This is a genomic window from Stenotrophomonas sp. 704A1, from assembly GCF_030549525.1.
In the GTDB taxonomy this organism is placed as follows: domain Bacteria; phylum Pseudomonadota; class Gammaproteobacteria; order Xanthomonadales; family Xanthomonadaceae; genus Stenotrophomonas; species Stenotrophomonas tuberculopleuritidis.
The window spans coordinates 2448587-2462306 of sequence record NZ_CP130831.1; the positions used below are offsets into that span (position 1 = coordinate 2448587).

The window sequence follows — 13720 nt, forward strand, 5'->3', positions numbered from 1 at the left end:
GAGCGGTACAGTACAGCCCTCCTTTCTTGACTCGCCCGCGCAGGCACCGCCATGGCATACCGAATCTCACCTTCAACGCTGCTGGGCCGATTGCCCTGCCTCCTCCTGGTGGCGTCGGCGACCGGCTGCACGGTCGGCCCCGACTTCGTCAGGCCCGACGATGGCCTGGCCCAGGTCCAGCTCAGCGCACGCGACACCTACGAAATCGAGGACCGCACGACATCGGCGTCGACGCCGGTCCGCTGGTGGGACCTGTTCAACGACCCGGTGCTCACCGGCCTGCAGACCGACGCCGAGGCGGCCAACCTGGACCTGCTGCTGGCGACCGAGCGCATCCAGGAAAGCCGCGCACAGCTGGGCATCGCGTCCGCGGACCTTCTGCCCAGCGTCGGCGCGTCGGCTGCCTATGCGCGCGAGGCGAACAGCGCGAACGGCAAGTTCGCCGCGCTGGGGGCGCCGACCACGGCCAATGACTTCTGGCAGACCGGCCTGGACGCCAGCTGGGAAATCGATCTCTGGGGTCGCGCGCGGCGTGCCCGCGAAGGTGCGGCGGCGGCGCTGGAAGCCTCCGTCTATGGGCGCGAAGTCGCGCGCGCAGCGCTGGCTGCGGAAGTGGCCCGCAACTACCTGCTGCTGCGCGGCGTCCAGGCGCAGCTGGACGTCACCCGGCAGAACCTGGAAGTCGCCGACCGTGCGCTGGGGATCGCGGAGAACCGGCAGCACAACGGCGTCGGCACGACGTTCGAGACCGCGTCGGCGCGCGCCCAGCTTGCCACCACCCGGTCGCTGGTGCCTGAGCTGACCCAGCGTCGCAACGCACTGGTCAGCGCGCTGGCCCTGCTGCTCGGCGAAGAGCCGCGTGCGCTGGATGCCCGGCTGATGATGGCCATGCCGTTGCCGGCGCTTCCCTCCAACATCCCCGTCGGCATCCCCTCGGAACTGGCCCGCCGTCGCCCGGACATTCGACGGGCCGAGGCACAGCTGCACGCTGCGACGGCAGCGATCGGCGTGGCAAAGGCAGACTTCTACCCGCGCATCGGGCTCCGCGGCAGGATCGGCGTGGAGGCGTTCGAAGGCAGCGATCTCGGCAGCTGGGACTCGCGGACGTTCTCGGTCGGGCCCACCGTGTACCTGCCCATCTTCCAGGGCGGGCGCCTCAAGCAGCGGCTGGCGCTCAATGAGTCCCGCCAGCGGAGCGCGGCCATTGCGTACCGGCAGACGGTGCTCAATGCCTGGCACGAAGTGGACGGCGCCCTGGATGCGTGGAGCGCGCAGCGTTCCCATCACCAGGACGCAGAGATCGCCTACGAGGAGAATCGGCTGGCACTGCGCGCAGCCGAACGCGGCTACCGCGAAGGCGCCTCGGACTATCTCAGCGTGCTCACCGCGCAGCGCGGCCTGCTGGCAAGCCAGTCGGCGCTCAATGCCAGCGCCACCAACTCTGCCCTCGCCGTCGTCGGCCTGTTCAAGTCGCTCGGCGGCGGATGGGACAGTACCGCCTTCTCCCACGCCGATGACGCGGAGGCACATGCCGCCGGGCCGCGCCTGGGGGGGAGCGGGCCATGACCGAGGCCACCCTTCCTGCCGCGCTGCCGGCCGGTGCAGGCGCCCATTCCCCGCAGCGGGCCATGCTGGGCCTGGCCGGCATCTTCCTGGCCGCCATGCTGGCCGGCCTCAACAACCGCGTGGGCGCCATTGCCCTGCCGGACGTGCGCGGTGCGCTCGGCTTCGGCCTCGACGATGCGTCCTGGCTCACCACCGTGTACAGCGTCGGTGAGCTGATCGCCATGCCGTTCTCGGCCTGGTTCGCCATCACCTTCTCCGTGCGCAGGTTCGAGCTGTGCATGATCGCGGTGTGCACGCTGCTCGCGCTGCTTGCACCGTTCGTGCGGAACCTTGAACTGCTGCTGGCGCTCCGCTTCGTGCAGGGCGTGGCCAGTGGAACGATGATCCCGGTGCTGATGATGGCAGCGCTGAAGTTCCTGCCGCCCAACATCCGCCTGCACGGTCTGGCGCTGTATGCGCTGACCGCCACGTTCGCGCCCAACGTGTCGATCTGGCTGGCCGGGTACTGGTCAGACGGGCTGTCCGATTGGCGGTGGATCTATTGGCAGGTGATCCCGCTGGCCGCCCTCGCGGCGTGGCTGGTGGCCATCGGCCTGCCCAGCGAACCAGTGCAGCGGGACCGCTTCGCGCAGGCCAACTGGCCCGGGATGCTGTGCGGCGTGCCCGGGTTCGCGTTGCTGGCCATCACGCTGGACCAGGGCATCCGCCTGGACTGGTTCAACTCGCCGCTGATCGTCACCACCGGCGTCGCCGGGCTTGCGCTGCTGGCGCTGTACCTGCTCACCGAGTGGTACCACCCGGCGCCGTTCATCAAGCTGCAGATCCTGGGCAGGAGAAATCTCGGCCTTGGGTTTTCCCTCTTCGTCGTTCTGCTGGTCGTCATGACCTCGGGCACCCTGCTGCCGATGAACTACCTGGCCGCGATCCAGGGATACCGGCCCGCGCAGATGGCGCAGATCGGCCTGTCCATCGCACTGCCGCAGCTGGTGCTGGGCTCGCTGGTCGCGGTGCTGCTCTACCGGAGATGGGTGGATGCGCGCCTGGTGTTTGCAGGCGGCCTGCTGTTGATCGCGACGGCATGCTTCCTCGGGGCACACCTGGACGCCAGCTGGAACCGCGATCAGTTCGTGCTGCAGCAGGCGCTCCAGGCCCTCGGCCAGCCAATGGCGGTGGTCGCCATGCTGTTCCTCTGCACCAGTGTCGTGCAGCCGCACGAGGGGCCTTTCGTCTCCGGCAACATCAACACGCTGCGCGCCGTGGGCTCGCTGCTGGGTGGCGCGGTCGTGGGCCAGCTCATCGTGGTCCGCCAGCGGTTCCATTCGGACATGCTGCTGGACCAGGCGGGCCTGAGCGCGGGAACCCATCCGCTGGCGTTCGATCCCACCCAGCTGATGGCCTACACCGGCGCGCAGAGCCTGGTGCTGTCGGTGGCAGACGCCTACCGCGTACTCGGGGCGCTGGCCCTCCTCATGGTCCCGTTCGTACTGAGCATGACCTTCATCCCTGCCCCTGATCTCTCCGGGAAGAAAGCCGCCGGAAGCGGCGCGTAATCACCAGGACATCACACTCATGACCATGCCTCCCAAAACCAAGCTCATCGCCGTATCGCTGGCGGCGACCGCCATCCTCCTTGCCATCGCCTACTTCAACCGCGACGAGGCCAGCGCGTCCACCCAGAGCACCGACGATGCCTACGTGCAGGCGGATTTCACCGTCGTGTCGCCACAGGTCTCCGGCCTCATCAGCAAGGTCCTTGTCGAAGAGAACCAGAAGGTGCGTGCCGGCGACCTGCTGGTCAGCATCGACGACCGCGACTTCCAGGTTGCGGTCAGCGCCGCTGCCGCGGACGTCAAGGCAGCAGAGGCCACGGTGGCCAGCCTGGCCGGACGGATCCAGCAGCAGGACGCGCTGGTGCGCCAGTCGAGAGCGGCGATAGCCTCGGATTCGGCCGAGGTCGTCCTCGCGCAGGCCAACCAGCGCCGCTATCGCAACCTCGCTGCGGATGGTTCCGGCTCGATCCAGGCCCGGCAGCAGGCCGATGCCTCGCTCGCGGTTCGCGTGGCCGGGCGTGACAGGAATCGCGCTGGGCTGGATGCCGCACTCGAGCAGACAACGATCCTGAGAGCCGAACTGCAGAAGTCCGAGGCCGCCCTGGCCAAGGCCACCGCCGCCTGGGAGGCCGCGAAACTGGCGCTTTCCTACACAAGGATCACGTCTCCGATCGATGGCGTGGTCGGCCAACGCTCGGTGCGGCTCGGTGCCCATGTGGGCGTGGGAAAGCCATTGCTGGCCGTGGTTCCGCTCGATGAGGTCTATGTCGCGGCCAACTTCCGCGAGACACAGCTGGCGCGGGTTCGTGTCGGCCAGAACGTCGCCATCACCGTCGATGGCCTGCCGGGGGTGAAGCTCAAGGGCAGCGTCGAGAGCCTGGGGCCCGCCAGCGGCGTGAGCTACTCCCCCGTTGCCCCGCACAACGCGACCGGCAACTTCACCAAGATCGTGCAGCGCCTGCCGGTACGCATCCGCATCGCACCGGGCCAGAAGGAGGCGAGCGGCCTGCGCGTCGGTATGTCGGTCACTCCGCGGATCACGATCAGCGAGTAGCGCCATGACCTCCCCCATTGCCCGCACCCCTGCGCCCCTGCCGGAAGCATGCCGATGAGCCACATCGCCTTCATCAACATCGGCATGCACGGCTACATCAACCCGACACTTCCGGTCGTGGCCGAGCTGGTGCGCCGCGGCCACAGTGTGACCTATCACACCTCGCCAGCGTTCGCCGGGAAGATCGAAGCCACCGGCGCACGGGTCTGCCTGTACGCGGGAACCGATCTTGCCGTGCCCGAGCCGCCGATCCCTCTGGCGATGATGGCGGGGCTGGGCCGTACAGCGGTGGCCCTGCTGCCCGGCGTCCTGGCCGACCTGCGCGCTGCGCGCCCCGACCTGGTCGTGCACGGCGCGGCCTGCCCCTGGGGCGCGGTGGCAGCGCGGGAACTCGGGGTGCCGGCCGCCGCCACCTTCACCACGTTTGCGTTCAATGCCCGCACCCCCAGCCCGACGCGTCTCTCATGGCCGCTGCTGCAGGCAGCGGCCCGCTACCCCGCACTGGCCCTGGATTACCTGCGGGCACGGATGACGCTGCAGCGCACCTATCACGCCGACACCCTGCCGCTGCTGGACCTGATGAACGCACGCGGGGGACTGAACCTGGTCTTCACCACCCCGGACTTCCAGCCCGACGGTGCCGGCTTTGATGCCTCCTATCGATTCGTCGGCGCCAGTGTCGGCGCGCGGCCCGTGGATGTTCCGTTCGATGTGCAGGTGCATGAGTCGCCGCTGGTCTACGTCTCGCTGGGAACCGTCTTCGATGCCGGCCCGGCACTGCTGCGGACGCTCGCCGAGGCGCTTTCGCCGCTGGCCGGCACCGTGGTCGTTGCAACGGGGCAGGTCGATCCGGACGCGCTCGCCGCGGCGGGCGCGAACGTGATCGTGCGCAGGTCGGTGCCGCAACTGCAGGTGCTGCGGCATGCCGCGCTGTTTGTGACCCATGGCGGGATGAACAGCGTCAACGAGGCCATGGCTGCGGGCGTGCCGGTGCTGGTGATCCCTCAGGGGGCCGATCAGCCGATGGTCGCGCGCCGGGTCTGCGACGTGGGCGCAGGCTTGGCGCTGGGCAAGGAGGAGGTGGACGTCGCGACCGTGCAGCGGCTGGCACGCCGGATCCTGGCCGATCCGCGCTTCAGGGAGGCTGCGGACGCACAACGCGGCTCCCATCTGTCGGCAGGCGGTGCAGCGCGGGCAGCAGATGAAATCGAAACGTTTGTTTCCCGAGGCGTGCCTCGGCCGACCAGGAACGATTAGCGCATGCCGTGGGATGTTGCCCTTCTGCTGGCACTTGCAGGCATCTCCGCGAGTGTGGGGCGGGCGCTTCCGCTGCTCGCGCGCCGCAATGCACTGTCGCTGGGCTTCCTGCTGGCGCTGATGCTGGCCGGCGCCCTGGTGGAAGCGGCCGTGTTCGCGCTGTGGCCGCTGATGGCCTGGGTCGTGGCGGACCTGGCGCAGCCGTTGATTGCCCCGGAGATCCCCGCCTTGTCGTCCACCCTCGGCTTCGCATGGACGCCTTCGCTGCTGGCGCCGCTGCTGCTGGCGGCGATCCTGGCCTTCCCGCTGCTCGGCCATGCCCTGCACGCGCTGGTGCTGCTGCTGGTCGGCGTGCGCATGGTCGCCCCGCTGGCGTCGGCCTCCGGCCTCGGCTGGTGGGATGCTGCACTGTGCCTGGCCGTGGCGGTCGTGTGGCTGGAGCTGATCGTTGAACTGCTGCGCCGTGGCATTGCGCGTGCGGTTGCCGGTACGCGCATGCCGGGGCCGGTCGCATGAGTGAGTCCCTGCTCCTGCTTGCGTTGCTGCTGCTCGGGCCGCTGCTGCTGGCCGAAGGCCTGCTCGCCCGCTATGAGCTGCTTGCCTTCTCGGTCGGCCTGCGCGCGCCGGCATGGCGGCTGCCGGCCGGTGTTCCCTATGCCAGGGGCGCCGCCGCCGACGCGGCTCCTGCAGCGTACCTGGTGTATCTGGACGGGATCGGAAAGCGCCGCTTCACGGACACACGCGATGGCGGCAAGCTGGTGAGCGCGATCATCGCCGCGGCGCCGCAGCTGCGAGTGCTCAGCCAGATCCAGCCCTACTCGCCCCTGGCACGTCCGCTCACCGGGCGACCGGTCTGGGATTGGCTGCGGCGCCGGGTGGGCATCACCCTGTTCCTGCACAACGTGATGCAGACCTTCGTTGCCGCAGACCCCCGCTACCGGCCGCTGTACAACCAGGCGGTCGGCCTGCAGATCGCTGCCCACCTGAGGCTCGCAGGCTATACGCCCGGAAGCGGCGTGCCGATCGTCCTGCTTGGCTACAGTGGTGGTGCCCAGGCGGCCACAGGCGCGCTCGGGGCGCTGTCAGAACAGTTCCGTGCGCCATTGCACGTGATCACCCTTGGCGGCTTCCACAGTGGCGCCAACGATCTCTCCGCAGCCAGGCACCTGTACTGCCTGACCAGCGCACAGGACTGGATCGAGAAGCTGGGAACGCGGATCTACCCCCATCGCTGGCGGCTGTTCCGGCGAAGTGCGTGGAACCGTGCCGTGCGCGCGGGAAAGGTCAGCGTGCAGCGGCTGGAACCTGCAACCCACGTCGGCCCGCAGAGTTACATCAGCCCGAGCGCCCACCTGGAGGACGGACGCAGCCACCTGTGCCGGACGACGGAGACGGTGATCGACATCATCCGGTGCATCTGCGGCGGCCCAGCGCAGGCCACCGGCGACGCCGCTGCCCAGGCGCTTCACGGCCGGTGTCGACAGACGCGCTTGCGACGGAACGCCCCGTGACCTGCCGGGCAGGCCACGGGGCGGCAGCATCACCAGGTGAACCGGGCGCTGGCCGTCACGGTGCGGCCGGTGCCGAAGAAGCACGACGACACGCCGCTGCAGGTGGTCACGAAACGCTTGTCGGTCAGGTTGCTGACGTTGAGTGAGAACTGCGTGCCCACACTTCCGATGGCACCGACGTCATACCGGATAGCTGCATCCCACATCGTGTAGGACGGAATCAGGTAGAGGTTGGCGCTGTCGCCGTAGCTCTCGCCGTTGTAGCGGACGCCTGCGGCAAGACTCAGGCCTGCGAGTGCCCCGCCCTGGAAGGTGTAGTCGCCCCACAGCGCGGCGGTCCAGTCCGGAACCATCGCCAACTGCCTGCCCTGATAGCCGTTGTTGCTCCTGGTGACTTCCGAGTCCATCCACGATGCAGCGCCGATCACGCTGAAGCCATCAAGGGGGGTGATGCGGCCTTCCAGTTCCACGCCACGCACGCGGCCTTCGCCATCCTGCACCTGGCACTGGCTGGACCCGGTCGTGCCGCAGGTGTTGTGGCTGGGATCGGGGTCGTTGGTGAGGATGTTCTGCTGGCGCAGATCGTAGGCCGAGAGCGTGATCAGGCCATCGAATCCAGACGGCTGATACTTCACGCCCACTTCCCACTGCGTGCCGGTGATCGGGTCGAACGGGGCCCGCTCGAAGGACTGGGTCGCGGTGCTGCCTGCGGGCTGGAACGATTCGGCATAGCTCAGATACGGCGTCAGGCCATTGTCCGCCACGAACAGGATGCCGGCATTGCCGCTGAACGCCTCGTTCTTGATGCGGCTCGGCGCGCGTGCGCCATAGCGATTCGTAGCCACGGTGTACGCCTGCGTCCAGGTATCGTCCTTGGTCCAGTCGTAACGGCCGCCCACGGTGAAGCGCCACTTGTCCAGCGCGATCTGATCCTGCAGGTAGGCTCCGGTCTGGCGGTTGACGCCTCCGGAATAGCTGATGCTGTTGGTCACCGGCACGTAGCCGGTGTAGACCGGATTGAAGATGTCGATCGGCGACGGATCTCGCATCGCGCCGCGTGCCGCATCCCAATCGGCCTTCTGCCAGTCCACGCCCACCAGCAGCGTGTGTTCGGCCGGGCCGGTGTGGAACCTGCCGGTCACGCGGGTGTCGATGGTGTCGCCCTGCGAGTCCCCCTCGCCCCAGGTGGCGCGTCGCTTCTGCGTGCGCCCATCTGCGTTCAGGCCACCATTGGTCACCACGGTGCGGAAGGTCGATTCGACGTTGGTGCGGCGGGCACCCTGGCTCAGGGTCCAGTTCTCGTTGAAGGCATGTTCGAACAGCCAGCCAGCCGTCCAGATCGTGCGGTCGTAGGTGTTCCAGTTCGGCTCGCCAATGAAGGTCGTGTTCTTCATGCGCCCATAGGGGGTGGCCTTGAGCGTGCCGTCCATCGGCAGGAACTGGTAGGTCGAGCCGCCGTCGTCGCGCTGGTAAAGGCCCAGCACCGTCAGGCGCGTGCGCTCGGCCATCTGGAAGGTATAGCTGGGCGCCAGGAACCAGTGCTCCTGCCGGGTGTGCTTGATCTGCGTGTCACCGTCGCGATACAAGCCCACCAGGCGCCCGAGGTGCCGCCTGTCGTCCGATGCTGCGCCCAGGTCGAACGCGCCGCTGTACTGCCCGTTGCCATCCAGGCCAACCTGCAACACCTGATGCTGGTCAGGCGTCGGGGTCTTGCTGACCTGGTTGACCATGCCGCCCGGCGCCACCTGGCCATACATGACGGCCGCGGGACCTTTCAGGACCTCGACACGGTCCAGGTTCCAGCTGTCCACCATGGTCCGGTTCCACTGGCCGCCCTGTGGCGCACGCATGCCGTCGATGGTGACGTTGTTGCTCCAGCTGCCGGCATCGAAGCCACGGATGCGGAAGTCGTCGACGCGATTGTCGATGCCGCCGCTCTCCAGAACGACGCCCGCCACGTAGCGCATCGCCTCGTTGAGGTTCTGCACACCACGCGCGTCAAGCTCCTCGCGGGCGATGACCGAGACCGACCTGGCCATCTCCGCAACCGGGGTGTCGGTCTTGGTAGCGCCGGAGGTGTGGGTGGTGGTGCGATAGGCGTTGACGCGCACTGCATCGAGCGTGGTGGCGCTGCTTTCGGGGGCGTCTGGCGAGGCCACCTCGGCGTGCCCCACCCGCGGCAGGGCCAGCATCAGCACAACGGCGGTGGACAACAGGGTGCGCACGGGAGCGCGGTCAGTAAGGACGATCTTGGACATGGGAGGGCCTATGGTAGGAAGTGCGCCCTGGGCGGCAGCTGCGGCGGCGTTAATTTCGCGTTAAATAATACCAAATGCGAATCATTCGCACTAGCATCGACCACCCCTGCCCTGCTGCAGCGCCACCTCCCTCATCCCGGCCGCAGCACGGCCACCCACACCCCCATCAGGGCACTTCCCGCCATGAGGCTCAGCCACACCTTCCCGACGCTGCGGGCGCTGAAGACACCCACCGCAACAGCGATCAACAGCACGAACCCCAGCAGTGAACTGGCCAGGACCGAAACGGACGTGCGGACACCGATCAGTGCGGGCATCAACAGCGCCAGTGCGGTGGCGGTGACGGCGGCGAACACGTAGCCGCCCAGCGACGCCGCCAGTACGCGGTTTGCCACCTGCCAGCGATAGCCCGCGCCCTGCCCGGCAGGCGGCTTCGCAGTGCGCGCAGCGTCCTGCACCCGTGGCCACCGACGCTGCAGCATCAGGGCCATGCGTGCCAGCATCAGCCCGAATGCCAGTGCGCCCAGCTCCACGCCCGCCTGCTGCCATGCGCCCCGCTGCAGGTACATCAGCAGCTGCTGCCCGGTGCTTGCCAGGTTCACCAGCGGCAGCGCCAGGCACAATGCGGCGGCCAGCCACAACTGCTCGATCCAGGCCCGGCGCGGCGGCCGCCACAGCGCGTGCACCACCGAGGCGGCGCAGGTCAAAAGGAAAATGCGGATTTCCCACGCACTGCGATCCCCCATGTGCAGGGGCAGCAGCCGATTGCCGTACAGGTAGGCGATGCTCGCCAGTGCCACCCCGGCCAGCGATGCCACGTTGAAGGCTTCCACGCAGCGGTAGATGCCCGCCGTAGCAGCACCGAACTCATGTTCGCTGCGCTTGCGCCGCTTGAGAGAGAACAGCAGCGTGCCGATGGCGATCATCGCCGTGCCCAGCAGCCCGCTGAAGAAGTACAGCCACTTCATCGGCCAGCCACCGAAGTCCGCCTTGTGCAGCGCTTCGATGGTTTCGTGCACCTGGACGGCACCGATCTGCTCCGGGTGTGCCGCGTGCTGCTGCAGCAGTCTGCCGCTGGCCGCATCGAACGTCACCCGGCTGGCCTCACCCAGCAGGTGCCGCTCAGTGCCTCCCTGCGGCTTGCGGCCGACCACGTCCACCACGGTGTGTACGGTGGCGGGCGCCTGGATGGTCACCTGTGCCGGTGGCTGCCCGCTGATCGCCTGTGCCCGCGCCATCAGATCGGGCAGATCGGGCAGCCGCGCCGCAGTGATCAGGATGACGGGGGGAAGCGGACGCGCAGGCGCCAGTTCGGCTTCATAGCGTGCATGGGCGTCATCCGCGTCGCCATACGCCGCCTGCACCGGCCACGGCAGGTAACTGCTGTAGAAGAACGCCAGCCCGGTGTAGCCGATCATGAACAGGAACGGCAGGGTCAGCACGGCGCTGAGGTTGTGCGCGTCCAGCCAGCTGCGCTGGCCCTTGCCCGGGCGAAAGGTGAAGAAGTCCTTGAAGATGCGCTTGTGCACCACCACGCCGGATACCAGCGCCAGCAGCATGCCGGCGGTGATCCAGCCGACCAGCCAGTAGCCGGCCATGCCGCCGTGCAGCGTGTAGTGGAAGGACATGAAGTGGCGCCCGCCTTCGGTCTCCCGCAGCCGGGGCGCGGGCTGGGCGGCACCTGTGGCGGCGTCCACCCATCGTTGGTGATCGCCGCCGCTGCGGTCCTGCCAGGTCAGCTGCAGCGGCCAGCCGGGTTGCGCCGGCCACTGGATCTGCCATGCCTGTGCATCCGCCGCGTGCGCGGCCAGCCACTGCTGCGCGCGCGCCGCCTGCGTGCCCGCATCCGCTGCAGGCGCAGTGGCCGGCACGGGACCGGCCTCCATCCATCGGGTGATCGGCTCACGGAACACGCTGAGCGTGCCGGTCAGGAAGATCGCACACAGCAGCCATCCACAGGTGAGGCCACACCAGGTGTGCAGCCACGACATGCTCTGCCGGAAACCTGCCTTCATGCCACGCCCGTGACGGCGCCGCCGCAGGCCGGCCGGTTGCGGGCGATCACAACGCGCCGCGCAACGTCAGCATCACATTGCGCGGCTCGCCGAAGTAGTTGCCGCGGCGGATCTGGCTGAGCATGGCGTAGTAGCGGGTGTCGAACAGATTGGCCACGTTGACGCCGACGCTCCAGCGCGGATTGATCCGGTAGCCGGCACGCAGGTCCCAGACCGCGCGGCCGGCTGCGCCCATGCGCCAGTCCGGATCATCGTAGGCCGGGTAGGAATAGCTGCTCTGCGCCGACACGCCCCCTCCCACGGAAAACGCCTCCCACCTGCCGGGCAGCTGGTAGGACGTCGACAACCGCAGCAGGTGGCGGGGCGTTTCGGCGCTGATGGTGGCACCTTCGTCGTCACGGCTGGTGACGTGGGTGTAGCCGGCCATCAACTGCCAGCCGGGCGCCAGCTCGCCGCTGGCTTCCAGTTCGAAGCCCTTGCTGCGCAGCGTGCCGCCATTGCGGTAGCAGTCGGACGAGGCCAGCGAGCCGCGGCAGCTGCCCGGATCGGAGTCGTCCACCACGGCGTTGCCGGTCTTGCGGATGGAAAACACCGCGGCGGAGAGGTTCAGGCGGCCGTCGTTCAATTCACCTTTCACACCCAGCTCGTAGTTGGCCCCGATGGCCGGGTCCAGCACCGAGCCGGACGCGGTGACGTACGAACTCTGCGGCTGGAAGGTGTCGGCGTAGCTGGCGTAGACCGACCATTGCGGCCCCAGGTCGTAGACAAGGCCGGCGTACGGGGTGAATTCGTGCTTCTGTTCGTAGTCGCGGCTCCTGGCGCCGGTGAAGCCATCGCTGGACTGGTACTTCACCCAGCTCAGCCGGCCGCCCAGCGTGAGGTGCAGCGGCGCTGCCAGCTGCAGGCGCAGGTTGCTGTACACGCCACTCTGCTGGGCGCGGGCGTGCTCGGCCCAGTCCCAGTCCGGCTGGGCCGGACGCGCGATTGCGCTGTGGTCCGGTGCGTAGACATCGATCGGCACGTCGATGGCCAGGTCCGCCGAGCTCTGCCGGGTGCGCTGGCGCGACCACATCGCGCCCAGCAGCAGCTGGTGGCTGCGGCCGAAGGCCTCGAAGCTGCCGGTGGTGTGCAGATCGATACCGTCGCTGCGTACGCGGGAACGGTTGAAGTAGATGTCATAGAAGCGCGAACCGCTGCCGGTGGCGCGGTCCACGCCGCCCAGGGGCACGGCCACCCGCTGATCCAGGTCCGACTCGGTGCGGTTCACCGACAGGCGTGCCTTCCAGCGTTCATTGAAGCGGTGCTCGGCCTGTGCGAAGGCTTCGTCGACGGATCCCTCCTGCCGGTTCCAGTCCTGGATCAGCGAGGTGGAGCGCTTGATGTCCAGCGCACCGCCATCGGTGTAGCGCGGCAGGCCGAACAGCCAGTAGCCGTCGGTGTCACTGGCCTGATGGCGCAGGCCGAAGGTCAGCGTGGTGTCCTGACCCACATCGGCATCGATCACCCCATAGGCCACCGGCGTCTTCGATGAGGTGCCCCGCTGGAAGTAGTCGCGGTCCTGGTAGGCGGCCACCAGTCGGCCGCGCACGCTGCCGGCGGCATTGAGCGGGCCACCGCCATCAACCTCGACGCGGTAGTTGTCCCAGGAGCCCACGGACGCCGCCAGATCCAGATGGGCCTGGTCGCGCGGGCGCTTGCGCACCATGTTGATCGCCCCGCTGGGGTCGGCCGCGCCCAGCATCATGCCACCGGCACCGCGCAGGACTTCAACCCGTTCCAGTACCGCGGTGTCGATGGGCAGCCAGCCCACGGGGGCATAGACGATGCCGGCCACGCCATCGACCAGATAGTTGCTGTCGTCCACGGTGAAGCTGCGGATCGAGAACTTGTGGTTGCCGAAGTTGCGGGCGGTCTTGGTCACGCCCGTGGTCTGCGCCAGCGCCTCGTCCAACGTGGTGAGGTTGCGGTCATCCAGTTGCTGCCGGGTGATCACGCTGACCGATTGCGGGGTCTGGCGGATGCTCTGCCCCAGCTTGCCCAGGCTGAGTTCGCGCGCGGTATAGGAGCCATCGCCTGGCGCACTGGCGGTCACGTTCACCGTCTGCAGGGTGGTCTGGGCATCTTTGCCGCGCGCAGGTGACGCCGCTTCCTGCGCCAGCGTGAACACGCCCGGACGCGTGGCGTTGACCCGGACCCCGCTCCCTTCGAGCAGGCGCGCCAGCGCTTCCTGCGGCGTGTAACTGCCGGTCAGGGCCGGGGCGCGACGGCCCGCCACCGCTGACTCGCTGAACAGCACCTGCTGCCGGGACTGCTCGGAGAAGCTGCGCAATGCAGCGTCCAGCGCCTGAGCGGGGATATTGAACGGCATGCGCGCGGCCGGCTGGGCCTGGGCGATGGCCGGCGCTGCCAGCGCGCTGGAAATGCACAGTGCCAGCAGCGGGAGTCGCTTGGACTGCACGCCCGTGGAAAACGCGCGGGCAGCGAGTGCGCGCTTGATCTTCATGTACCC

General features: G+C 68.3%; 9 protein-coding genes. 6 read left to right on the top strand and 3 right to left on the bottom strand.

The window, feature by feature from the left end:
* Window positions 1-90: 90 nt before the first annotated feature.
* From Q5Z10_RS11465 to Q5Z10_RS11490, 6 genes are read left to right on the top strand one after another with little or no spacing between them, the layout of a single operon-like run.
* Entirely contained in the window at window positions 91-1566 is a 1476-nt protein-coding gene (locus Q5Z10_RS11465; protein ID WP_303635560.1) for an efflux transporter outer membrane subunit, read from the top strand.
* Window positions 1563-3116 (top strand): MFS transporter, encoded by a 1554-nt coding sequence (locus Q5Z10_RS11470; RefSeq protein ID WP_303635561.1) that lies wholly within the window; start codon window positions 1563-1565, stop codon window positions 3114-3116. Before Q5Z10_RS11465 ends, Q5Z10_RS11470 begins: the two co-directional genes overlap by 4 nt.
* A gap of 19 nt (window positions 3117-3135) precedes the next feature.
* A complete protein-coding gene (locus tag Q5Z10_RS11475; RefSeq protein ID WP_303635562.1) occupies window positions 3136-4170 on the top strand; it encodes an HlyD family secretion protein in 1035 nt (344 codons plus the stop codon).
* A gap of 54 nt (window positions 4171-4224) precedes the next feature.
* Window positions 4225-5427: a macrolide family glycosyltransferase gene (locus Q5Z10_RS11480; protein WP_303635563.1), complete on the top strand. Its 1203-nt coding sequence runs from the start codon at window positions 4225-4227 to the stop codon at window positions 5425-5427.
* A gap of 3 nt (window positions 5428-5430) precedes the next feature.
* Window positions 5431-5943 (top strand): hypothetical protein, encoded by a 513-nt coding sequence (locus Q5Z10_RS11485; protein WP_303635564.1) that lies wholly within the window; start codon window positions 5431-5433, stop codon window positions 5941-5943.
* On the top strand, window positions 5940-6938 hold the full coding sequence (locus Q5Z10_RS11490; RefSeq protein ID WP_303635565.1) for a hypothetical protein: 999 nt from the start codon (window positions 5940-5942) through the stop codon (window positions 6936-6938). The genes Q5Z10_RS11485 and Q5Z10_RS11490 overlap by 4 nt, the downstream gene beginning before the upstream one ends.
* 29 nt (window positions 6939-6967) lie before the next feature.
* Here Q5Z10_RS11490 and Q5Z10_RS11495 read toward each other — a convergent pair whose 3' ends face one another.
* From Q5Z10_RS11495 to Q5Z10_RS11505, 3 genes are all read right to left on the bottom strand, one after another.
* Window positions 6968-9196, bottom strand: coding sequence for a TonB-dependent siderophore receptor (locus Q5Z10_RS11495; protein WP_303635566.1), 2229 nt, complete (start codon window positions 9194-9196; stop codon window positions 6968-6970).
* Window positions 9197-9327: 131 nt separating this feature from the next.
* Entirely contained in the window at window positions 9328-11187 is a 1860-nt protein-coding gene (locus Q5Z10_RS11500; protein ID WP_303635567.1) for a PepSY-associated TM helix domain-containing protein, read from the bottom strand.
* Between the two features lie 70 nt (window positions 11188-11257).
* The gene (locus tag Q5Z10_RS11505; protein WP_303635568.1) at window positions 11258-13714 is read right to left on the bottom strand and encodes a TonB-dependent siderophore receptor; all 2457 of its coding nucleotides are present in this window, start codon (window positions 13712-13714) and stop codon (window positions 11258-11260) included.
* Window positions 13715-13720: the final 6 nt, after the last annotated feature.